Source organism: Bacteroides sp. AF29-11, from assembly GCF_003602895.1.
Lineage (GTDB): Bacteria > Bacteroidota > Bacteroidia > Bacteroidales > Bacteroidaceae > Bacteroides > Bacteroides uniformis.
Genome location: NZ_QTLY01000005.1, coordinates 91129 through 114726, shown reverse-complemented (window position 1 = coordinate 114726; position 23598 = coordinate 91129). Strand labels below are relative to the sequence as shown.

Here is a 23598-nt window from a genome sequence, read left to right as displayed (position 1 = left end):
CCTTATGAATAAACTTCTTCTTTATTTTCAGTTATTTCATAACATGGGAATAAAGTACTTTTTGTTTCGTATCCAGTATGAAATACGCTGTAAAGGGGGAATGTTGAAAAGAGCATACCCTATTTCTTGGGAGGATAAAGAATATTTGTCATTGGCGGATTGGAGAAAGCACGCAAAACCCTTTTTCTTTTCAAGTAGAAAGAGCGTGAAATTGACCCATACTGATAGTAGGGTACTTTCAGAGAGAGTCAATAGAATGAAGCGCGGTGAATATTGCTTCTTTTCTGCCGTTTGGTACAACCTTGGAACGGATTATGACTGGCTGACAAACCCTGATACGAACTATAAATATAATGCGAATGTACACTGGACGACAGTAGAGGATATTGTGCCTGAAGCAGGGGATATAAAGTATGTATGGGAAAAGTCCCGTTTTTCTTTTCTCTATGACATTATCCGCTATGATCAAAAGTCTGGTGAAAATCATGCGTCTTTTGTATTTTCTCAAATAGAGGACTGGATTCATAAAAACCCACTTAATTGTGGACCTAATTATAAATGTAGTCAGGAAATATCTTTGCGTGTATTGAATTGGTTATTCGCACTTTATTATTATAAAGATTCGGTTGAATTGACGGAAGATGTTTTTAGGTTAATCATCCAGTCTGTTTATTGGCAAATAAAGCATGTACGTGCAAATATAAATTTTTCCCGGATTGCAGTGCGTAATAATCATGCAATAACAGAAACGTTGGCGTTGTATCTGGTAGGTCTGTTATTTCCTCAGTTTCCAGAATCTGGAGAGTGGAAAAAGAAAGGAAAGAAATGGTTTGAGGAAGAGATAAAATACCAAGTGGCAGAAGATGGTACTTATCTGCAATTCAGTATGAATTATCATCGGGTAGTGGTTCAGCTTTTGACATGGGCCATTACTCTGGCAGACAGAAATGGGGAGCGGTTTTGTGATGAAGTATATAAACGTGCTTATCAGTCTGTGAATTTTTTGTATCAGTGCCAGGATGATTCGACCGGTTGGTTATCCAATTATGGTTCGAATGATGGAGCTTTGTTTTTTAAACTTAATGATTGCGATTATCGTGATTATCGTCCTCAACTCGATGCATTATATTATTTGCTTACTTCCGAACATTTGTATGATCGGCAATATGAGGATAGAGAATGGTATTTGTGCGAGTGGAAAGCAAACCGACAGATGTATCCACCAATAAAAAAACAGTTTGGTTGCATTTCTTTTGATAAGGGAGGATATTATTGTATTCGTGAAAAGGATACTTTTTCTTTTATCAGATGTGGAAGACATAAGGACCGACCTGCGCATGCGGATAATCTGCATTTGGATATTTGGTATCAAGGAGAGAATTGTTTGTTTGATGGGGGTAGTTATAAATACAATACAACAGAGAAGTTACTTCGATATTTTATGGGTACGGAATCTCATAATACAATAATGCTTGAAGGACATGACCAAATGTTGAAAGGAGATCGATTTATTTGGTATAATTGGTCGCAAGCAGAGTGGAGTTCGTTGAAAGAAACAGAGGATACTTACATATTTGAAGGAAAAGTTTCTTGTTTTACTTATCTGAATAAGGAAATAAAACATTATAGAAAGATTGTAAAATGGAAAAACACATGTAAGTGGGAGATAGAAGATTGTATAGATGGTAACCCAAAAAATATGAATATGCGTCAATTATGGCATACAAATAAGGATAATCTTAGTTTGGAATCAAACGGTGAAACTATTGATACAGAACAATTATGTTCTAATTATTATGGTCAAACGACTAAATGTAGGCAAATCGAATTTCAGACTAAAAATAGCTCGATAAAAACAATCCTTCAATTTATATAAAATGAAAGTGCTTTATTTCCATCAACATTTTACCATTCCCACCCAAGCGGGGGGGACACGTTCTTATGAATTGGCAAAACATCTGATTGCCAGAGGTCATTCTGTTTGCGTGGTTTGTGGTGAAACGGTCAAGCTAGATTTGCCGAATACAACGATGAAAAATGTTCATAGAGGAATGGTCGATGGTATAGATGTGATTCAGATAGCTTTACCTTACTCAAATAAGGATGGTATCGCCAAAAGAGCATGGACTTTCGTGAAGTTTGGATGGAAAGGTATTCAAATAGCATTGAAAGAAGATTATGATTTGTTGTTTGCAACTTCTACTCCTTTGACAGCCGGTATTCCAGGCATAGTAATGAAGTTGTTCCGGAAGAAAAAATTTATTTTTGAAGTTCGTGACTTGTGGCCTGAATTACCTAAGGCCTTAGGTATGAAGAATCCTTTTTTATTGTGGGGGATGAATATTTTGGAGTGGTTGAGTTATCATTGCGCGGATGCTTGTGTTGGTCTTTCTCCTGGAATTTGTGAAGGAATTAAAAGAAGGAGCCAGCCGGGCAAGCGTATTTCGATGATTCCGAACGGGTGTGATTTGAAGATATTCAAGCCATCTTCACGTGATAATCTTTCGTTGGAGGGCATTTCCAAAACAGATAAAGTAGCGGTTTTTACTGGTGCACATGGAATTGCCAATGGTTTGGATGCAGTGTTGGATGCTGCTGCAGTGCTGAAGGCAAAGCAACGGACGGATATTGTGTTGGCATTTATAGGAGACGGTAAAATGAAACCGCATTTGATGGAACGAGCTCGAAAAGAACAATTGGATAATTGTCGTTTTTATAATCCGATGCCTAAGAAAGAACTAAATAAAGTTGTTGCATCAGCAGATTTGGGTTTGATGGTATTAGCTGATGTTCCGGCTTTTTACTATGGAACTTCACCTAATAAGTTTTTTGATTATATATCTTCAGGATTGGCTGTCTTAAACAATTATCCAGGTTGGCTTGCTGATATGATTCAAGAAAATAAGTTAGGGATTGTTGTTCCTCCTAAGGATGCAAATGCTTTTGCCGAAGGCTTGATTTCTTTATTGGACGATGATACATACAGAACAGGATGTGGGCAGAGGGCTAGGGCATTTGCAGAAGCTAATTTCTCAAGAAAATCATTAGCGGATAAGTTCGTTTCATTCTTGGAGGAAGTAATTTCTTTAAAATGAAGATTTTTATCGTCTTGTTATCGAAGAATAGTTTTTTTTAAGGATATTAGATACGACTTCATATTGGTACATAATTATTAGAGCATGTATTCTCATTTTCTTAAGAGAGTGATTGACTTCCTTCTCGTGTTTTGCATATTGGCTTTGATTTGGCCGATACTGTTTCTTGTCGCTTTTTGGTTGCATTTTGCCAATAAGGGCTCCGGAGTCTTTTTCACTCAGGAGCGTCCAGGGAAGGATGGAAAGATTTTTAAAGTTATCAAGTTTAAGACCATGACCGATGAACGGGATGCAGAGGGAAATTTATTGCCTGATGCTGTACGTTTGACAAAAGTTGGAAGTTTTGTACGTTCTACTTCGATCGATGAGCTTCCACAACTGATTAATGTATTGAAAGGGGATATGGCTTTGATAGGTCCCCGTCCTTTATTGCCTCAATACTTACCGCTTTATAGTAAAGAACAAGCTCGTCGTCATGAAGTCCGTCCGGGGATTACGGGTTGGGCGCAAGTTAACGGGCGCAATGCTATCAGTTGGTCAAAGAAATTTAAACTGGATGTGTGGTATGTAGATCATTGTTCTTTTCTACTTGATTTGAAAATTGTTTTTATGACAATAAGAAAGGTATTTATAAGGGAAGGTATCAGCTCTGATACTTCGGCTACGATGGAAGTCTTTACTGGAAATAACTAATATCAAAACATGTATTTATATGGTGCCAGTGGTCATGCCAAAGTGATCATTGATATATTGCGTGCAAATCATGAACCGATTGAAGCGTTGTTTGATGATAATGAGGAAATTCATAGTCTTTTTGACTATCCCGTATTACGTCCGTCGAAGGTCTGCGGACCATTGATAATCAGTATTGGGAATAATGGTATTCGCAGGAAGATTGCCAAGGAGTTAAAGGTTGAATATGGCAAAGCTTTTCATCCTTCTGCAATTATATCTGAAGAAACTGAGATAAGAGAAGGCTCGGTAGTTATGCAGGGGGCAATTGTGCAGTCGGATGTTTGTATTGGCAGCCATTGTATTATCAATACCGGTGCTTCGGTGGATCATGAATGTCTGATTGCTGATTATGTGCATATTTCTCCCCATTGTACGCTTTGTGGCAATGTGCAAGTTGGCGAGGGGACATGGATTGGTGCCGGCAGTGTTGTTATTCCGGGTGTTAAGATAGGGAAGTGGAGTATTATAGGTGCTGGTTCCGTTGTTACAAAGGATATTCCGGATGGTGTGTTGGCTGTAGGGAATAGGTGTAAGATTATCAAGAATATAGTTTTGTAAATTACGTAATTTTATGGATAAGAGAATATATCTTTGCCTCGCCCACATGAGCGGCAAGGAGATGGGCTTCATACAAGAAGCCTTTGATACCAACTGGGTTGTTCCGCTCGGCCCGAACGTGAATGCCTTCGAGCAGGATTTGGAATGTTTTGTGGGGCAGAATAAAAAGGTGGTGGCTTTGAGTGCGGGCACTGCGGCCGTACATCTGGCCCTGCTTGCTTGCGGAGTTAGTCAGGGTGATGAAGTGATAGTACAGAGCTTTACCTTTTGTGCCTCTTCCCATCCGGTGACCTACCTCGGTGCCACTCCGGTATTTGTGGATTCTGAGGCTGATACATGGAACATGGACCCGGTACTTCTGGAGCAGGCTATCAGGGATCGTATCAACAAGACCGGTCGGAAACCCAAAGCAATTGTTCCGGTAGCTTTGTATGGAATGCCCTACAGGATAGACCAAATCATGTCAGTGGCAGATAAATATGGTATTCCGGTCATAGAGGATGCCGCCGAAGGCTTTGGAAGCAAGTTTGACGGGCAAGTCCTCGGAACTTTTGGCAAATATGGTGTGCTTTCTTTCAATGGCAACAAGATGATAACCACCAGCGGTGGCGGTGCTTTGATTTGCCCTGATGAAGAGTATAAGCGTGAGATAATGTTCTATGCTACCCAGGCCCGTGAGTCCTATCCCTACTACCAGCATGAGCGTATAGGCTATAATTATAGGATGAGTAACATTTGTGCGGGAATCGGCCGCGGTCAGATGACGGTGGTGGATGAGCATATAGCGCACCATAAGCATCTGTGCGGTCTGTATCGTAAGTTGTTGGCCGATGTGGAGGGAATCACGCTTCATGAGAATCCTTCCGGACGTTATGACAGCAATTATTGGCTGAACACGGTACTGCTTGACGGGAATCTGCATGTGAGAGGTGAGGAGGATGCCTACCGTGAGACAGTAAAAGGCGCCGTAGGTGGTGCCGCCGGTGTTACGCATGAGTCAGTGAGTGCCCATACTTCTTGTGAGCCTAACCGTAATGTAGAGGCCATGCGTGTTTGCTTGGACAGAGCCGGTATCGAGAGCCGTCCCTTATGGAAGCCCATGCACCTCCAGCCGGTTTATTCGGCTAATCCTGCCTATGTGAATGGTGTCAGTGAGGGCTTGTTCAAACGTGGTCTTTGCTTGCCGAGTGGTCCTTATGTGACGGATGAGGATGTGAGATACATAGTGAATGAAATGAAGGAGAGTATACTATGAAACTACATAGTATCAATTTTTTATGAACTAATTTCAGAAAACAGCTTCAGTGGGGCTGTTTTCTTTGTTTATAGGCATATTTGAGATGGGTACCGAGAATCTTCTCTGACTTCGGGGGATATCCATAATGTGATCTTCTGTGCTAGAGAGCCATAGTTGTGTGTTGCCACTCTTATTTGAATAACCGTTCTTTGGCGGTGAATAATAACCAATAAACGTTTATCAATTATGGCAGTAGTAGCTTATTTAAGAGTAAGTACAGAAAAACAGTTTTTAGAGAATCAGCGCGAGGAAATTATACGCTTTGCGGAGAAGAACGGGTTGAGCATCGACAGATGGTACATGGAGACGGTCAGCGGAAAAGTGAGTAGCAAAGAGCGTAAACTGGCGGGCTTGTTGGACCGGATGAAACCGGGAGACTCCTTGATTATAACGGAGATTTCGCGGCTTAGCCGGACACTGCTGGAGATAATGACCATTCTTAACTCCTGCATCAAAAGGGGAGTGGTACTGTACAGTACCAAAGAGGGGTATGTGTTTCAGAATGACATCAACAGCAAAGTGCTGGGATTTGCTTTTGGACTGATGGCCGAGATAGAGCGTAATCTGATTTCCATGCGTACCAAAGAAGCCTTGGAACGACGGAGGAAAGAAGGAAAACATCTGGGCAGGAAGAAAGGGGACACACCCAAAATGAAGATACTCTATGCGAACAAGAGGAAACTTGTAAGGGAGCACCAAAGAGGAGAGTCGTGTGCCGAACTTGCCCGGCAGATGGGAGTGTCACGGACTACGATGTTCCGTTTTCTGAGACGTTATTGAGCAATTCGGCTAAACGAAGGTGTCAAAGGTGGGATTCCTTTTGACACACTTCGTGTGGGCTACTTATTCGGCCGATACTTCTTTCTCTTTCTTTTCCTTCCACTCTTTCCCGCGCTTGTGCAGGTTTTTCAGCTCGAATGACAGCATGATACGGAAGAAACCTATAATCAGGAATGCAAACGAAATCATGTACACGGCGTAAAGGGCGCCTACTGCCGGTTGCCACAAGATGATGAGCGAGCAGATGACGGCAAGAATACCGAAAGCAACATACCATCCCCAGTCTCTTGTCCCGTATCTTTTGAGGTCCATGGCATAGCCTACGGATGAGAAGCCGCGGAACATCAGCCAGAAGGCAATGATGAATGGAATGACTTCCATGCTGAGCATCGGGTAGGCTATCAGGTAGAATCCCAGAATCATGTCGATGATGCCTCCAGCCAGATACCATCCCCAACTGGATACCCTTCTACGGTTACTTACTGCAAAGGATATTTCCAGCAGACCGCTGAACAACATGGAGACGCTGAACAGAATGCTCAATACCGCATACCCGCTGAGAGGGGAGAACATCAGGCTTATAGCCACTATTACATAAAGAATACCAAGAATGAGTGAAATCCACCAATTCTTTACTTCCTGCTGAAGTTCGTCAAAAATAGTTTTCATGTGAATTTAATTTTTTAAGTGATTATCATTAATTCGTCTGTAGAATAACAGTTTATCCGGAAAAAAGTTTCGGGTGAACTTTTTCTGTATGTAATTTGTTATGTATACATATAATTTGATAAAACTATGGCTACAACAAAATTTAAAGGACAACCGGTAAAGGTTATCGGTGAATTTATAAAGGTGGGCTCTGTTGCCCCCGATTTCGAATTGGTAAAAACAGATTTGTCTTCATTCTCTTTGAAGGAACTGAACGGGAAGAATGTTATTTTGAATATTTTCCCCAGCCTTGACACTGGTGTGTGCGCTACTTCTGTACGTAAGTTCAACAAACTGGCTGCCGGCCTGCCCGATACGGTAGTGTTGGCAATCTCCAAGGATTTACCTTTTGCACATGCACGTTTCTGTACAACGGAGGGTATTGAGAATGTGATTCCTTTGTCTGATTTCCGTTTCTCCGATTTTGATGAAAACTACGGGGTACGCATGGCCGACGGACCGCTTGCAGGTCTATTGGCGCGTTCGGTAGTGGTTATCGGTAAGGATGGTAAGATTGCCTATACGGAATTGGTACCTGAAATTACGCAAGAACCAGATTATGATAAAGCTATTGCAGCTGTAAAGTAGAAAGTTTGGATTTGGGATAAACAATAAAAAGCGGTGGACAGAATTTATCATGCTGTCCACCGCTTTTTTATTATCATGCCGTTTTCTTTTTTATTTCTTCTTCATGCCTTTATAGATGAAGAATGCCACGATGAGTACACCGATGCCGATAAATACATAACCTATCTCATGGCTGTATTCCGTTACTTTGGCAAGCAGCTGTTCCTCGTTCTCGATGCCGGGTACTGTGGACAAGTAATATCCGATGAAAGCCAGGATGGAATTCCAAAGGCCCGCACCCAGGGTAGTGTACAGCAAGAAAGTTCCCAGTTTCATGCGTGCCAGACCGGCAGGGATGGATATCAACTGGCGTACGGCAGGTATCAGGCGGCCGACAAAGGTTGATACGGCTCCATGCTTGTCAAAATATTCTTCCGCATGCTGCACTTTGGCTTCGTCGATGAGGCACATGTGCCCGAAACGGCTGTTGGCAAACTTGTAAATGATGGGGCGTCCCAGCCATTTTGCCAGATAGTAGTTTATCAAGGCTCCGATATTTGCCCCTATGGTTGCAAACAATACCACCAGATATATATTCATGTTGTCATTGTTGGCGGCTTTCCAAGCGGCAGGAGGGACTACAACTTCCGAAGGGAAGGGGATAAACGAACTTTCAATGGCCATCAATAAAGTGATGGTCCAGTAATTGAGGTGGTCGAGACACCATTGGATAAAGGCTACTGATTCCATTTGCTAGATTAGTGGTATATAATTACTGTTATTGTAATGCATTGAAAATATTCTTCATCACTAGGGCCAGCTCTTCCTGATTATCTTCTTGTAGTATCTGCTGTAATCTATCCAACTCTTCCAGCCTGAACGGATGTTCGCACAGCTGGTTGTACTTCATGAAGTTCTCTTTGTCTTTGAGCAGCATATACAGAGAGGTCAGCCTTTCGTTGATACCTTCAAAGTCCGGCTCCATCTCTTTGACATGTTCAAAGGCCAGCTTGGCATAGCTCAGTTGTCCTATCTCCATGCTACACATGCCTATTTCGTGCCAGGTATCCGCATAGGGGGCATACTCTAAGGCTTTGGCCCATTTTTTCACACCTTTCTCATACTCACCTTCTTCCATGTAGATGCGCCCCTCAATCAAGTACGGGTCTATCTCTTCGGGTGCCAGGTCGTATGCTTTTTTACAATACTGGTGTGCTTTGCGTTTCTTTCCCATCTTGTGCAGGCATAGGGCTGCATTGGCATAAAGAGAAGGCAAGGCGAAGTCATGGCTGTCTTCGGCCGTTATGGCTTTTTCCAGATAGTCGTATCCTTCTTTCCATTCTCCTTTGGAGGCTTTGTTCAGACCGATGAAGGTGTTGATGAAACCGTGGGAGACAAGATGGAATTTTTCGGCCTGCAGGTAGTTCTCCATGGCACTTTCCTCATTTCCCAATTGGAAGAAGGAATGTCCTTTCATCAGGTAGGCATCGGCAAACTCGTCATCGGCCACCGTGGCATAGTCGCATGCTTCGATTGCTTTGTCGAACATCTGCTGGTCAAAGTAGCAACGGGCCAGTCCAAACCAGTAAGGAGCCGAATACGGATTCTTGTCAATCAGCTTATTGAAGAAGAAGGTGGCTTTTTCAAACAGTCCCTGGGCGTAGTAACAGTCGCCGGTGACGGCAAGGTAGGCTTCTTCTTCGGCATATTTTTCGAGTCCGCGCGTCAGCCATGTCAATGCTTTTTCCGGGAATCCCATGTCAATGTACATATAGGATACATCGACGATGTTGGCCAGGTCGTCCTTATCGTCTATGCTGTCGAGTATCGCTTCTGCTTCTGCTTCTTTGCCTTCGCCCAACAGTAGGTTGGCTTTCAGCACTTTCACTTCGGAAGATTCTTCGGCAATCCGTTCCAATATATCTTTGGCTTGCTCTTTATGCTGGGTGTCGAGGAACAAGTATGCCTGTTCCACCAGCAGAGCCGTATTATCCGGATGTATTCCCAAGCCATACTCTACGACCTCGGTAGCCATGGCATATTTATGATGCACGGCATACCAGTCTGCGAGGTCGGCTAAGTCGTCTGCGTCCAGATAGATGGTTCTGTTCTCTGCTTTGGCAGCTTCATATTGTTCTGCCATTTCTTGCAGTTCTTTGTCTCTTCCGGACAGCAGGTTTTTTTTACTCATATTCTTATTTATTGATTTTACCCCAAACGTCTTTCAGACCTACAGTACGGTTGAATACCATTTTTTCTGGCGTAGAATCTTTGTCAACATTAAAATAACCGATACGTTGGAACTGCAGGTAGGAGAGGGGCTGCATGCCGGCAGCGTACTTCTCGATGTAGCAGCAGGGCAGCACATTCAGGGAGTCGGGGTTGATCATTTCTTTCATGGCTGTCAGTGCGTCGCAGTTCTTCGCTTCGCGGATGGCGGCAAGCTCATCGCGCGGGTTCTCCACTTTCCACAGACGGTCGTAGAGACGTACTTCTGCTTCGAGGCAGTGGGCACAACTTACCCAATGGATGGTGCCTTTCACCTTACGGTTGGCTCCGGGCAGACCGCTCTTGGTATCAGGGTCATATTCGCAATATACTTCGGTGATTTCACCGGCGTCGTTCTTCTTGCAGCCGGTACACTTCACGATGTACGCGTTCTTCAGACGTACCTCTTGTCCCGGTGTCATGCGGAAATATTTCTTCGGAGCATTTTCCATGAAGTCGTCGCGCTCCATCCAAAGTTCGCGGCTGAATTCGATGACGTGGTTGCCTTCTTCGGGATGTTCGGGGTTGTTGACGGCTTCCATCTCTTCCACTTGCCCTTCGGGATAGTTGGTGATGATAAGCTTCACCGGATTCAGTACGGCAGATACGCGGGTGGCGCGGTCGTTCAAGTCCTCGCGCACGGCGCTTTCCAGCAGGGCGAATTCATTGAGCGCATCGTAGGTTGTATATCCTATTTTGTCGATGAACTTATGAATGGACTCCGGAGAGTATCCCCTACGGCGGAAACCGCAGATAGTCGGCATACGGGGGTCGTCCCAACCGTTTACCAAGCCTTCCTTGACTAGAGTCAGCAGGTTGCGCTTGCTCATCAGCGTATAGCTGAGGTTCAGTTTGTTGAACTCATACTGATGGGGGCGGTTATCGTCGAGGTCTTTGCCTTCCTTCACCCAGTCCACGAAGAGATCGTAGAGTGGACGGTGGGGCACAAACTCCAGTGTGCAGAGCGAGTGTGTCACGCCTTCGAAGAAGTCGCTTTGCCCGTGGGCGAAGTCGTACATCGGATAAGCCTTCCAAGTGGTGCCCGTGCGATGGTGCGGATGCTTCACTACGCGGTAGATGATAGGGTCGCGGAAGTGCATGTTGGGGCTTGCCATGTCTATCTTGGCACGGAGCACCATGGCACCTTCCTCAATCTCGCCGCTGTTCATCTTCTGGAACAAATCCAGTGTTTCTTCGATAGGACGGTTGCGGTAGGGACTTTCCACACCGGGCTGGGTGGGAGTTCCTTTCTGGGCGGCAATCTGCTCGGAAGTCTGTTCGTCGATGTATGCCTTGCCCTCTTTGATGAGGCGGATAGCGAAGTCCCACAATTGCTGGAAATAGTCGGAAGCGTAATATTCGTTACCCCATTTGTAGCCCAGCCACTGGATGTCTTCCTTGATGGCTTCTACATATTCCACATCTTCTTTGGTGGGATTGGTGTCATCGAAACGTAGGTTGCAGACACCGCCGTGTGCGGCGGCAATACCGAAATCAAGGCAGATGGCCTTGGCGTGTCCGATGTGGAGGTAACCGTTTGGTTCGGGCGGGAAGCGTGTCTGTACTTTTCCCCCGTTTTTACCCTCTTTCAAATCGTTTTCTACTATTTGCTCAATGAAGTTCAAGCTCTTTTTTTCGCTTGTTTCTTCGCTCTTTATTTCTGCCATAATGTTACTATTTTCGTATCGTGGGGACAAAGATAGGGTAAAAAAATGAAGAATGAAGAATGAAGAATGAAGATTTATTCTTTATGTACCGGGATATATCCGCTCTCTTTGATGATTTTCTGTCCTGCGGCAGACAAGATGAAATCGAGCAGAGGGGCTACGACCGAGGCGTTTTTTCGGTTATAATAATAGTATAGCGGGCGTACTATCGGATAAGTCTTATTGATGGCATTCTCCAGCGTGGGAGCGGCATAATGCTGCCCGTCGTATGAAACGGCGAGTGTCTTGATACGCGGTGATACATAGGCTAGACCCACATATCCGATGGCTCCGCGAGTTTGGCTGACGGATTGGATAATGGCTCCCGTGGCAGGCATGGAGAGACTGCTGCTCATGTAGTTCTTGTTTTTCAGTACGCTTTCCTTGAAGAACTCGTAGGTACCGGAGGAAGTCTCGCGGGAGTAGACTACGATTTTGCGGTCGTCTCCGCCCACTTGCTGCCAGTTGGTGACTTTGCCCCGGAAGATATCTTCCAGTTGTTGGCGGGTCAGTTGTGTCACCGGGTTAGAGGGGTGGACCACTACGGCAAGGGCATCGTAGGCGATGGGAACTTCTGCCAAGTCTTCTCCGGCGGCTTTGGCCTTCATCTTTTCGCTGAACTTGATGGCGCGGGAAGCCATGGCGATGTCCGTGGTCTGGTCCAGCAGGGCTGAAATACCGACACCGGTTCCGCCGCCGGTCACGGTGACACGGGCAGAGGGGTTCAGGGTCATAAAGCGTTCGGCGGTCTGCTGCGCTATGGGGAGCACGGTATCGCTGCCTTTGATGCGTTGCGCCTGCATGCCAGTGGTGGCTGTCAGTGCGAGGAGTAGAAGTAATTCTCTTGTCTTCATAAAACACATGATGCAAATAGGGTAAACAGATAATGCAATTGGGGCAAACACATGATGTAAACCGATGGTATGCATCATGTAATCTGGCTCAACGCATGATGCAAATTAAGGCAATGGATATTACAAATGTGTTACATGGGGTGTACTTTAAGTCGTTGTAACAGTTTTGTAACACCTTTGAAACATTTCTTTCAAACGTTAGTCACACTGCCTTAACATCCGGCCCGTTCCTTTGCATACAGAAATCAATAGGCAACATGAAAAAGATTTTTGAGAAGATTGTAGAAGGTATACTGGCTTGTAGCGGCTTTGTGACGAGTCTTACCATCGTACTTATCGTCGTGTTCCTCTTTTCCGAAGCGCTGGGCTTGTTCAGCAGCAAGGTGATAGAAGAAGGGTATGTATTGGCCTTGAATAAGGAGAACCGGGTGAGCGAACTGACTCCGGCACAGATAAAGGATGTCTTTGATGAAGAGCTGACAAACTGGAACGAAGTGGGGGGGGAGGACCTTCCTATCCGCCTTTTCCGTTTGGAGGACATCACACTGTATTATACGGAAGAGCAGTTGGGCGCTTCCTACGAAAATGCAGGTGCCTGCATTACGGAGCTGGTGGAGCGTACGCCTGGCATTATAGCCTTTGTACCGCAGCAGTTCATTGTCCGTCCGGACTCGGTGCATCTGCTGAAAGACAACACCATTTCGGTGAAGGACGTCTTTGCCGGTGCCGAATGGTTTCCCACGGCAACACCTGCTGCGCAGTTCGGCTTTTTGCCGCTCATTACGGGGACGCTGTGGGTCAGTCTGTTTGCCATCCTCTTTGCATTGCCGTTTGGTCTGTCGGTGGCAATCTATATGTCGGAGGTAGCCAATTCCCGGGTAAGGAATCTGCTGAAGCCCATCATTGAGTTGCTGAGTGGCATACCGTCGGTGGTCTACGGCTTTTTCGGCTTAATTGTCATTGTGCCGTTTTTGCAGCAGGTGTTCAACTTGCCGGTAGGCGAGAGCGGGCTGGCGGGCAGTATTGTGCTTGCCATTATGGCGTTGCCCACCATCATAACGGTGACAGAAGACGCGATGAGGAATTGTCCCCGCGCCATGCGCGAAGCCAGCTTGGCACTGGGAGCATCGCAATGGCAAACTATATATAAGGTGGTGATTCCTTACTCCATTTCGGGCATCACCTCCGGGGTGGTGTTAGGCATCGGCCGTGCGGTGGGCGAGACGATGGCTGTGCTGATGGTGACAGGCAACGCCGCCGTCATTCCCCATACCATCTTGGAACCGCTGCGCACCATTCCGGCAACGATTGCCGCCGAACTGGGCGAGGCGCCTGCCGGCGGACCTCACTACGAAGCATTGTTCCTGCTGGGTGTTGTGCTGTTCTTCATCAGTTTATTGATAAACTTCACGGTGGAAGCGGTTTCGCCAAGACGAAAATAAAAGAAGATAGATATGGTTAATAGGAAGCATCTTTCGCAAAACATGGCATTCGGCTTGTTCCGTCTGTTGAGCCTGAGTGTGGTGGGGATTCTTTTTGCAATCCTCGGTTTCATTATATATAAAGGTATAGGAGTCATCGATTGGGAGTTCCTCACTACAGCTCCTACCAACGGTATGACTGCCGGCGGAATCCTTCCTGCCATTGTAGGTACGTTCTGTTTGATGGCGGGTAGTGCCTTGTTTGCTTTTCCGGTGGGAGTGATGAGCGGCATTTATATGAATGAGTATGTGCCGAAAGGCTGGGTAGTACGCTTCATACGGATGATGACGAATAATCTGAGCGGCATCCCTTCCATCGTGTTCGGTCTGTTCGGCATGGCACTGTTCGTCAACTATATGGATTTTGGAGACAGCATCCTGGCAGGTTCGTTGACACTGGGCTTGCTGAGTCTGCCTTTGGTTATCCGCACCACGGAAGAAGCACTGAAAGCCATCCCCGACAGCATGCGCGAAGGAAGCCGCGCGTTGGGAGCCACCAAGCTCCAGACCATCTGGCATGTCATCCTGCCGATGGGAATGCCCAATATCATCACCGGACTGATTCTGGCGCTGGGGCGCGTTTCGGGCGAGACGGCACCCATCCTTTTCACCTGTGCCGCCTACTTCCTGCCGCAACTGCCGACCGGTATCTTCGACCAGTGCATGGCGCTTCCTTATCACCTCTATGTCATCTCTACCAGCGGTACGGATATGGAAGCGCAGCTTCCCATCGCTTATGGCACAGCATTGGTGCTGATACTGATTATCCTCCTGGTGAATCTGTTGGCAAACGCCCTGCGGAAATACTTTGAGAAGAAGATTAAGACGAATTGAAAACATATACAATAGGTATGAAGAACAAGATAGAAACCCGTGACGTGAACTTCTGGTATGGCGATTTCCATGCCCTGAAAGGCATCAGCATGGACATTGAGGAGAAGTCTGTGATAGCCTTCATCGGCCCCTCGGGCTGTGGAAAGTCTACCTTCCTGCGCCTGCTGAACCGCATGAACGATTTGATTCCCGACACCCGTCTGACCGGCGAGATACGCATTGACGGACAAGACATCTATGGAAAAGGAGTGCAAGTGGACGAACTCCGCAAGAACGTAGGCATGGTGTTCCAGCGGCCCAATCCTTTCCCCAAAAGCATCTTCGAGAACGTTGCCTACGGACTTCGTGTGAATGGCATCACCGATAACGCCTTCATCCGTCAGCGGGTGGAAGAAACCTTGAAAGGCGCCGCCCTTTGGGACGAGGTGAAGGACAAGCTGAAAGTCTCCGCCTACGCCCTCTCCGGCGGTCAGCAGCAACGCCTCTGCATAGCCCGTGCCATGGCGGTGTCTCCTTCGGTCCTGCTGATGGACGAGCCGGCATCCGCCCTCGACCCCATCTCCACCGCCAAGGTGGAAGAGCTTATCCACGAGTTGAAGAAGCAGTACACTATCGTCATCGTCACCCACAACATGCAGCAGGCAGCGCGTGTCAGTGATAATACGGCTTTCTTCTATATGGGGCGGATGGTGGAGTTTGGAGATACCCGGAAGATATTTACGAATCCCGATAAGGTGGAGACGCAGAACTACATCACGGGACGTTTCGGGTAGCGGATTGTTCCATACAAGCAAAAATAAGTTGTACAAAAGTAATTTTAAAATAGAAACATTATGGTGAAGTTTATCGAATCTGAACTCGTCTTGCTGAAAAAGGAAATAGACGAAATGTGGACCCTGGTATATAATCAGCTCGACCGTGCAGGTGATGCCGTGCTTACGCTGGACCGGGAACTGGCCCAGCAGGTATTGGTGCGCGAACGTCGCGTCAATGCTTTCGAACTGAAAATAGACAGCGACGTGGAGGATATCATTGCCCTTTACAACCCCGTTGCCATCGACCTGCGCTTTGTGCTTGCCATGCTCAAAATCAATACGAATCTGGAGCGTCTGGGCGACTTTGCAGAAGGCATCGCCCGCTTTGCCCTCAACTGCCATGAACCGGCATTGGATACTGAGCTGGTCAAGCAACTTCGTCTCGAAGAGATGATAGCCCAGGTGCTCTCCATGCTCGAGCTTGCCAAGCAGGCACTTCAGGAGGAGAGCCAGGAACTGGCTACCGCCGTGTTTGCCAAGGACAATATGCTGGACGAAATCAATGCGGAGGCCACTGCCATTCTTGCCGACTACATCAGCCGGCATCCGGAGAGTGCACTCTCTTGTCTGAATCTGGTGAGCGTGTTCCGCAAATTGGAGCGTTCCGGCGACCACATCACGAATATTGCCGAAGAAATAGTGTTCTTTATCGACGCAAAAGTGTTAAAACATAGTGGGCGGACAGACGAACACTACTTAAATGATAAGAAATAAACAAAATTTTAGGATAATTTCAGTGTTTCATGGAAAATAGCCTTATATTTGTCCATTGAAAACGATTGCAGGTGTAGAAAAATGCTTTGAAATGATAATAAACTTAAATGATTTCTCAAAAAGATGTTATAAGACATGTTTTTTAATTTGGTTAGTATCACGAAAAGCGCCTATATTTGCATCGTTATCCTGAAAACAATCTTTTTACCTTAAAAAAAAACTAATACCTATTGAAAACTGAAAAAGGAGGCTTTGTGAAAAGCTTCCTTTTTTTTGTACCTATACGAAGGGCTTTTTGTATCTTTGCGCATATTAATAATAAATCGCGTATAACCTAAAAGTATATAGAACCATGTTTTCCGGAATAGTAGAAGAATGTGCCACATTGGTGGCGATGGTCAAAGACCAGGAGAATGTACATTTTACTTTCAAGTGTTCATTCGTCAGTGAATTAAAAATAGACCAGAGTGTGTCTCACAACGGTGTTTGCCTGACGGTAGTCAGTCTGACAGATGATACCTATACCGTGACGGCCATGAAGGAAACGCTGGACCGTTCCAATCTTGGCTTGTTGCAGGTGGGAGATGAAGTGAATGTGGAGCGTAGTATGATGATGAACGGCCGGCTGGATGGCCATATCGTTCAAGGACATGTGGACCAGACTGCCACTTGCATCGATATAAAGGATGCGGAAGGAAGCTATTACTTTACTTTCCGGTATGCTTTTGACAAGGAGATGGCAAAGCGCGGCTACATCACGGTAGACAAAGGCTCGGTAACGGTCAATGGTGTCAGCCTGACCGTGTGCAATCCCACCGACGATACTTTCCAGGTGGCCATTATTCCTTACACCTTTGAGCATACCAATTTCCATGCTTTCAAAGTGGGCAGTGTGGTGAATCTGGAGTTCGATATCATTGGTAAGTACATCAGCCGCATGATACAATATAAATAAGGTAACGGCACTATGGACGATTTCCTGCAATTAGTGGCATCCCGTCAGAGTGACCGTGCCTATGATATGACTCGTGCCGTGGAGCCTGAGAAATATCGGTGATTTACTTTTTAGACACAGATGACGCAGATGACGCGGATTTTTTTAATATTCCAATCCGCGTCATCCGCGTCTAAAAAATAATCAAAAAGAAAGCAGATACGGAGTTTCCGGAAAGACTTCCGCGTGCTTACAAATCCTTCAGCAGCACCTTGCTTGCATTCTTGTAGTATTCCTCCCGTGCCTTCAGCAATGCTCCCCATTGGTTGTTGAATTCATTTTCCTTATCAATTTTGAAATCTTCTGAGCCGTGCGTGTCCAGTTTGTCCAGTAGGAGGGCCACATTCATTTTGTTGATATCCATGGAAGGCTGGTAAGCGATGTCTTCACTCTTTTCATCGGTCACCACTTCATGTAGGAGGTTGATTTCCTGCAATTCATAAAGGGTTTCGTGTGTCAGCCGGATGGGAATCTGGCACTCTTCGGATATCTCTTCGGCTGTATAGGGCTGGGCGTCTTGTTCAAAGCGCTTGGCTATGAGAGACATTATCAGGATGGAGATAAAATCGCGGTAGCGCCGGCTGATATTGCGCGCATCCTTGTCGAAGCTGAAGTTCCGGATATTCTGTCCGGCGTAGGTCAGTTCGGCACCGAATAGGCAGATGGTCCAGGATACCTGCAACCATAGCAGAAACATCGGAAGGGCGGCAAAACTACCATAGATGGCATTGTAACGGGAAACCCACAACTGGCTGCTGATGTAAAGGAATTGGAATGCCTGGTGTGCCGTACCTGCCAGAATACCGGATATGAGTGCGTGTTTCAGCTTGACCTTTGTATTCGGCATAAAGACGTACAGTGCTGTAAACATGAACCAGGTCAGCACGAAGGGGATGAGGCGCACCATAAACTTGCCGACGGGAGCCAGCAGGGTAAAGTCTTCGAGGTTCTTCACCATCGTACTCATGAAGATGGAAAGACCACCGGACACCACCAGCAGAATGGGCATCAGCAGAAGCATAGAGAAGTAATCCGTTATTTTGCGGTACATGCTGCGCGCCTTTTTCACCTGCCAGATGCGGTTGAAGGTGATTTCCATATTGTTGATTAGATTCAGGACTGTCCACAGCAACATAATCAGACCCACTCCGATGAATATTCCACTCTTGGTCTGAGACAAATACGAATTCACGAATTGCAGGATGACTTCCGTGGTTTCCGTAGGACCGCCGAAACCGTTGACAATCTGGCTTTCCATCAGATTATCGAATCCGAAACCGCGGGCTATGGCAAACAAAATGGCAAGAATAGGCACGATGGCAAGCAGCGTACTGTAAGTCAGCGCCGAGGCTTTGTTTACTATCCGGTCTTTGGTGAAGCGGTTGATGCAAAGATAAATCGTCTTGATGATATTGTATACGGAAAAGGTCGTTCGCGTGACTTCATCTTCCGTAATACGCCAGATGTCGTAGGTGAGGAATTTCCAAAGGGCAGCAATACGCTTGTTCATGCTATTATCTCGATTATCCATTGTCAATAAAAAAGCAGTCAGTCTGTAAGCCGGGTTCTGTTCTTCTGTTTCTGAAAAAGCCTAATTAGGAATTATCCATTCTTCATTATCCATTCTCCATTAAAGAAGTGTCTGTCATTTATCTGAGCCGCATGTCACCATACAAGCTTTAGCGGTCTACCCTCCGACATGGAGCGAGCAACTCTCATAACGTCGGTTTACATGACCTTACAACTCCCAAGACGCACAGCCCTTGTGTCGCCACAAGACTGGTAGGCTCTTACCCCACCTTCTCACCCTTACCGTAGCCCAAGGGCGACGGCGGTTATTTTCTTCTACGTTACTCTACCCTCACGGACAGCTTTCTGTTAGGAAGTGGGACGCTCTGTGTTGCCCGGACTTTCCTCATACGCACGAGGCGCAAGCGACAGACCGACCAACTGCTTTATAGGGTACAAAGATACGGAATATTAATGAAGAATGAAGAATGAAGGATGAAGAATTTGTTGTGCAGTGTGCGGATGCAGTACGGATGAATCCTTCATTCTTCATTCTTTACTCTTAATTATCTTAAAAACATGTATCTATTTCGGAATAAATTCGTAGCTTTGCTATTAGTAATAACCCCCAAATCCTTTTGGCCAATGAAAAAGTTATCCTCTCTTTTTTCTTTATTTCTGTTAATCCCGCTTTTTGCTGTCGCTTCGGAAGTGGGTGACCGTACAATACCTGCAGAAGTGGCGCAACTCGCTGACAGTTTGAAACAAAAGTTTGCACCGGACAAGCGCGTGGCTTTGTTCGATGTGGATTACTCTTTCTCCGGAAAGAATGTGATGTTGCGTGGTGTCACCACTTCGGCAGAGGCAAAGACGGCTTTGCTGGATGGTTTGGCAAAGAAAGGATATGCGGTGATGGATTGTCTGCAAGTGCTTCCGGATGAGGCCGGACTTGAAGGCAAGACGTATGGCATTGTCAATGTGTCTGTGTGCAATCTTCGGGTAGCCCCGGATTTCTCTTCAGAAATGATGACGCAAGGCTTGATGGGTATGCCGGTGCGGGTGTTGCAGCGCGACGGCTGGTACCGTATCCAGACACCGGACAACTACATTGCATGGGTACACCGAGTAGGCATACATCCCGTCACGCGGGAAGAGCTGACCGCTTGGAACAATGCAGAGAAAATAGTGGTGACTTCGCATTATGGCTTTGTCTACTCACAGCCCAGCCAGGCATCGCAGACCGTCTCTGATGTTGCTGCCGGAAACCGCCTGAAGTGGGAGGGGACAAAAGGTGCCTTTTATAAGGTGGCTTATCCCGACGGCCGCCAGGGATATATCTCCAAATCCATCTCTATGCCTGAGAAGAAATGGCGGGCAGCCTTGAAGCAGGACGCAGCCAGCATTATAGCTACGGCGCATAGCATGATGGGCATCCCTTATCTTTGGGCTGGCACTTCCTCCAAAGGGGTGGATTGTAGCGGCTTCATGCGCACCGTTCTTTTCATGCACGACATCATCATTCCGCGGGATGCTTCCCAGCAGGCATACGTGGGCGAGCATATCGATATCGCTCCTGATTTCAGTAACCTCCAGCCGGGCGATTTGATTTTCTTCGGGCGCAAGGCGACGCCGGAACGCAAGGAACGTGTGGTACATGTCGGCATGTATATCGGCAACAAGCGTTTCATCCATTCGCAAGGCGATGTGCGCGTCAATAGCTTCAGCCCCGACGACGAGCTGTTCGATGAATACAACCTCGGTAGACTGTTGTTCGCTACGCGCGTGTTACCTTATATAAATAAGGAGGCGTCGCTCAATACAACGAAAACGAATCCATTTTATTCAATGTAATAATGTGCTAATGTGCCAATATGCCAATGACCTCGGCGTGACGGTGCAAACATGACGTAGTATATATATAGCGCAGCCCATTGGCATATTGGCACATTAGCATATTGGCACATTTAATACACACACAATTATGTCAAACAGAAGAGATTTCCTGAAAACCGCCGCTTTTGCCGCACTCGGCTCAGGCATGGCAATCAATCATGTATTTGCCGGAGGAAATGACGCTCCTTCCTTGTTCAACGTGAACAGTAGGGCAGGTGTAACCCCCAAAATGAAACTGCGTTTCTTCCCCTATGAACTGAAATTGCGCCATGTCTTTACAGTGGCCACCTACTCGCGTACTACCACTCCCGACGTTCAAGTCGAGATAGAATATGATGGCATTATCGGTTATGGTGAAGCCTCCATGCCCCCGTACCTGCAACACGAATTAGGCACGATGGACAGTGTACTGGCTTTTCTGAAGAAGGTGCAGGATGTCATCGGCCAATTCTCAGACCCCTTTCAGCTGGAAGATATACTGGCTTATATAGACAGCCTCTCGGCAGGGGATTCCGCTGCTAAAACTGCTGTGGACATCGCCTTGCACGACCTTGTGGGCAAACTGTTGCAAGCCCCTTGGTATAAGATATGGGGGTTGGACAAGGAAAAGACTCCCTCTACAACTTTCACCATCGGTATTGATACGGCCGACGTGGTGCGTGAAAAGACGAAAGAGTGTGCCGACCAGTTCAATATCCTTAAAGTGAAGCTGGGGCGGGAGAACGACAAGGAAATGATAGAGACCATCCGTTCGGTGACGGACCTTCCGATTGCCATTGATGCCAACCAGGGTTGGAAGGACAAACATCATGCGCTCGATATGATACATTGGCTGCACGAAAAAGGAATTGTCATGATAGAGCAACCGATGCCCAAGGAACAACTGGACGATATTGCATGGGTCACCCAGCAAAGCCCGTTGCCCATATTTGCCGATGAGTCCATTCAGCGTCTGAAGGATGTGGCAGGCTTGAAGGGTGCCTTTACGGGCATCAACATCAAGCTGATGAAGTGTACCGGCATGCGCGAAGCCTGGAAGATGGTGACTTTGGCACGTGCATTGGACATGAAAGTGATGGTAGGATGTATGACCGAGACCTCTTGTGCCATTACCGCTGCCTCCCAATTCTCTCCGGCAGTGGACTTTGCCGACTTGGACGGTAGTCTGCTGATTGCGAACGACCGTTTCAAGGGTATGGAGGTTGTGAAAGGCAAGATAACGTTGCCCGATTTGCCGGGTATTGGAGTGGTGAAGTTATGAGAAAGCTATTGTATACCGTTGCTCTGTTTGTGATGGCTTCTGCATGCAGCACGAAGCCCGAGAGCAAGCCCTATAATTGGGAGGACGACCTGTACCAACGTCTGCTTACGGATTTCTGTATGACGGAATCCCAGGTGAAGGACTATATCCGCAAGTATATTCCCGACGTGACCGATGAGCAGATGCGCCAGTGGGAAGCCTCCAAAGCTTTGGAGTGCATGATGCTGGATGGAGAGAAACGCTATTTCCGCAATGCCGGACCTAATCTGTTTCGTGTGGACTCCACTTGCTATGACATCAAGATAGCCAAGGAAGGCACTTTGCCGAGTGGCAGCGAGAAAGTGAATATGGAGAACCTGCCCGAAATCATTTCTGCTGTGAAGAAAGAGGGCAAGGCCATTGTTGCGCCGAAGCGCATGCGCGTCACCTACACGTTGACCGTAGATACCAATGCCGTGCCTGCCGGGAAAATCATCCGTTGCTGGTTACCCTATCCCCGTCAGGACCAGGCCCGGCAGCAGGATGTCAAGTTCATTTCGGCCAGCGAACCGCAATACACCTTTTCGTCGCCCGAGTGCCGTCACAGTACATTGTACATGGAGAAACGTGCTGTCGAAGGCGAACCGACCGTATTCTCCGAAACCTTTGAGTTTACCGCCAACGGTGAATGGCATAATCTGAAGCCGGAAGACGTGCAGCCCTATGATACGACAACCGCCCTTTATAAGGAATATACTGCCGAGCGTGAGAAGCATATCGTCTTTTCCCCACGCTTGCGCGAACTTGCTGCCAAATTGACAGCCGGTGAAACCAACCCCTACTTGAAAACCAAACGTATCTTCCGTTGGGTGAATGACAACTTCCCGTGGGCTTCTGCACGCGAATATTCCACCATTGAGAATATCCCGGAATATGTGTTGGACAACCGTCACGGAGACTGTGGCCAAGTCAGCCTGCTGTTCATTACGCTTTGCCGCATCAGTGGAATTCCCGCACATTTCCAGAGCGGCTTTATGATGCATCCCCGTGCATGGAATCTGCACGATTGGGCAGAAGTCTACTTCGAGGGTGTGGGTTGGGTGCCTGTCGACCAGTCATTCGGCATTCCTGCCTTTGCTCGCAATGCCGACGAAGAATATTTCTTCCTGGGTGGTATAGACTCTTGGCGCATGATTGTGAACACTGATTACGGCATGCCGCTACAGCCCGAAAAGCAGTATCCCCGCAGCGAGACCGTCGACTTCCAGCGTGGCGAGGTGGAGTGGGAGGGAGGTAACCTCTACTTCCCGCAGTGGGACTACCACATGGACATTGATTACTTGAATTATTAAGGTACTATCTGCCCTCTAAAAACAGATGATGCGTTCAGCCCGAACACATCATCTGTTTGGTATAAACGCATCATCTGTTTACCCCAAATGCATCATCCGTTTCGGCCGCAACGGGTGATGTGTCTTTTTATGCCCTATCTGTCAGTTCTTTAACAGTCAGCAATCGTACATAAATGCTAATTTGTCAGTCTTTGCCGT

Annotated in this window: 21 protein-coding genes, 1 other RNA gene and 1 pseudogene; 16 read left to right on the top strand and 7 right to left on the bottom strand. The window is 46.7% G+C overall.

Annotation, left to right across the window (positions count from 1 at the left end):
• Nucleotides 1-4 precede the first annotated feature (4 nt).
• The 6 genes from DWZ03_RS09840 to DWZ03_RS09815 all read left to right on the top strand — a co-directional run bounded on the left by DWZ03_RS09840 (nt 5) and on the right by DWZ03_RS09815 (nt 6465).
• On the top strand, nt 5-1876 hold the full coding sequence (locus tag DWZ03_RS09840) for an alginate lyase family protein (protein ID WP_120129992.1): 1872 nt from the start codon (nt 5-7) through the stop codon (nt 1874-1876).
• 1 nt (nt 1877) lies between these two features.
• Complete coding sequence (locus DWZ03_RS09835; protein ID WP_120129823.1) at nt 1878-3095, top strand: glycosyltransferase family 4 protein; 1218 nt, start codon at nt 1878-1880, stop codon at nt 3093-3095.
• An 84-nt stretch (nt 3096-3179) separates the two neighbouring features.
• The gene (locus tag DWZ03_RS09830; protein ID WP_008664828.1) at nt 3180-3788 is read left to right on the top strand and encodes a sugar transferase; all 609 of its coding nucleotides are present in this window, start codon (nt 3180-3182) and stop codon (nt 3786-3788) included.
• Nucleotides 3789-3797: 9 nt separating this feature from the next.
• On the top strand, nt 3798-4388 hold the full coding sequence (locus DWZ03_RS09825; protein WP_120129821.1) for an acetyltransferase: 591 nt from the start codon (nt 3798-3800) through the stop codon (nt 4386-4388).
• A gap of 13 nt (nt 4389-4401) precedes the next feature.
• Nucleotides 4402-5643, top strand: a complete 1242-nt coding sequence (locus tag DWZ03_RS09820) for a DegT/DnrJ/EryC1/StrS family aminotransferase (protein ID WP_120129818.1) — start codon at nt 4402-4404, stop codon at nt 5641-5643.
• A gap of 228 nt (nt 5644-5871) precedes the next feature.
• Nucleotides 5872-6465 (top strand): master DNA invertase Mpi family serine-type recombinase, encoded by a 594-nt coding sequence (locus DWZ03_RS09815; RefSeq protein ID WP_005831322.1) that lies wholly within the window; start codon nt 5872-5874, stop codon nt 6463-6465.
• 63 nt (nt 6466-6528) lie between these two features.
• Here DWZ03_RS09815 and DWZ03_RS09810 read toward each other — a convergent pair whose 3' ends face one another.
• Nucleotides 6529-7134, bottom strand: a complete 606-nt coding sequence (locus DWZ03_RS09810) for an HdeD family acid-resistance protein (RefSeq protein ID WP_044468654.1) — start codon at nt 7132-7134, stop codon at nt 6529-6531.
• A 126-nt stretch (nt 7135-7260) separates the two neighbouring features.
• Here DWZ03_RS09810 and tpx point away from each other — a divergent pair, with 126 nt between their 5' ends.
• Nucleotides 7261-7761 carry a thiol peroxidase gene (gene tpx / locus DWZ03_RS09805; RefSeq protein WP_005831317.1) on the top strand — a complete coding sequence of 167 codons (501 nt, stop codon included), beginning with the start codon at nt 7261-7263 and terminating at the stop codon, nt 7759-7761.
• Nucleotides 7762-7851: 90 nt separating this feature from the next.
• On the opposite strand, the gene DWZ03_RS09800 is transcribed toward tpx, so the two are convergent.
• From DWZ03_RS09800 to DWZ03_RS09785, 4 genes are all read right to left on the bottom strand, one after another.
• Entirely contained in the window at nt 7852-8490 is a 639-nt protein-coding gene (locus DWZ03_RS09800; RefSeq protein ID WP_005831315.1) for a DedA family protein, read from the bottom strand.
• A gap of 28 nt (nt 8491-8518) precedes the next feature.
• Nucleotides 8519-9931 (bottom strand): tetratricopeptide repeat protein, encoded by a 1413-nt coding sequence (locus DWZ03_RS09795; RefSeq protein ID WP_120129815.1) that lies wholly within the window; start codon nt 9929-9931, stop codon nt 8519-8521.
• Nucleotides 9932-9935: 4 nt separating this feature from the next.
• Nucleotides 9936-11675, bottom strand: coding sequence for a glutamine--tRNA ligase/YqeY domain fusion protein (locus tag DWZ03_RS09790; protein WP_117703160.1), 1740 nt, complete (start codon nt 11673-11675; stop codon nt 9936-9938).
• Nucleotides 11676-11749: 74 nt separating this feature from the next.
• Complete coding sequence (locus DWZ03_RS09785; protein ID WP_120129812.1) at nt 11750-12568, bottom strand: PstS family phosphate ABC transporter substrate-binding protein; 819 nt, start codon at nt 12566-12568, stop codon at nt 11750-11752.
• A gap of 257 nt (nt 12569-12825) precedes the next feature.
• On the opposite strand from DWZ03_RS09785, the gene pstC reads away from it, so the two are divergent.
• The 6 genes and pseudogenes from pstC to DWZ03_RS09755 all read left to right on the top strand — a co-directional run.
• The gene (gene pstC / locus DWZ03_RS09780; protein WP_120129809.1) at nt 12826-14010 is read left to right on the top strand and encodes a phosphate ABC transporter permease subunit PstC; all 1185 of its coding nucleotides are present in this window, start codon (nt 12826-12828) and stop codon (nt 14008-14010) included.
• Nucleotides 14011-14022: 12 nt separating this feature from the next.
• Nucleotides 14023-14883: a phosphate ABC transporter permease PstA gene (pstA, locus tag DWZ03_RS09775; protein ID WP_057089507.1), complete on the top strand. Its 861-nt coding sequence runs from the start codon at nt 14023-14025 to the stop codon at nt 14881-14883.
• A 17-nt stretch (nt 14884-14900) separates the two neighbouring features.
• Nucleotides 14901-15656, top strand: coding sequence for a phosphate ABC transporter ATP-binding protein PstB (gene pstB / locus DWZ03_RS09770; protein WP_055288615.1), 756 nt, complete (start codon nt 14901-14903; stop codon nt 15654-15656).
• Nucleotides 15657-15716: 60 nt separating this feature from the next.
• Complete coding sequence (phoU, locus tag DWZ03_RS09765) at nt 15717-16412, top strand: phosphate signaling complex protein PhoU (protein WP_035448804.1); 696 nt, start codon at nt 15717-15719, stop codon at nt 16410-16412.
• A 352-nt stretch (nt 16413-16764) separates the two neighbouring features.
• On the top strand, nt 16765-17367 hold the full coding sequence (locus tag DWZ03_RS09760; RefSeq protein ID WP_005832292.1) for a riboflavin synthase: 603 nt from the start codon (nt 16765-16767) through the stop codon (nt 17365-17367).
• A 12-nt stretch (nt 17368-17379) separates the two neighbouring features.
• Nucleotides 17380-17460, top strand: a pseudogene (locus tag DWZ03_RS09755) (NAD(P)H nitroreductase); the annotation flags it as partial.
• 136 nt (nt 17461-17596) lie between these two features.
• Here the strand turns inward: DWZ03_RS09755 and DWZ03_RS09750 are convergent.
• Nucleotides 17597-18916 (bottom strand): YihY/virulence factor BrkB family protein, encoded by a 1320-nt coding sequence (locus tag DWZ03_RS09750; protein ID WP_005832288.1) that lies wholly within the window; start codon nt 18914-18916, stop codon nt 17597-17599.
• A gap of 30 nt (nt 18917-18946) precedes the next feature.
• An RNA gene (gene rnpB, locus DWZ03_RS09745) (RNase P RNA component class A) lies at nt 18947-19360 on the bottom strand.
• A gap of 200 nt (nt 19361-19560) precedes the next feature.
• Between rnpB and DWZ03_RS09740 the strand changes: the two genes are divergently transcribed.
• The 3 genes from DWZ03_RS09740 (at nt 19561) to DWZ03_RS09730 (ending at nt 23400) form a co-directional block, all read left to right on the top strand.
• On the top strand, nt 19561-20766 hold the full coding sequence (locus tag DWZ03_RS09740) for an NlpC/P60 family protein (protein WP_044468207.1): 1206 nt from the start codon (nt 19561-19563) through the stop codon (nt 20764-20766).
• Nucleotides 20767-20896: 130 nt separating this feature from the next.
• On the top strand, nt 20897-22069 hold the full coding sequence (locus DWZ03_RS09735) for a dipeptide epimerase (RefSeq protein WP_008664809.1): 1173 nt from the start codon (nt 20897-20899) through the stop codon (nt 22067-22069).
• On the top strand, nt 22066-23400 hold the full coding sequence (locus DWZ03_RS09730; RefSeq protein WP_120129807.1) for a transglutaminase-like domain-containing protein: 1335 nt from the start codon (nt 22066-22068) through the stop codon (nt 23398-23400). Before DWZ03_RS09735 ends, DWZ03_RS09730 begins: the two co-directional genes overlap by 4 nt.
• Nucleotides 23401-23598 lie beyond the last annotated feature (198 nt).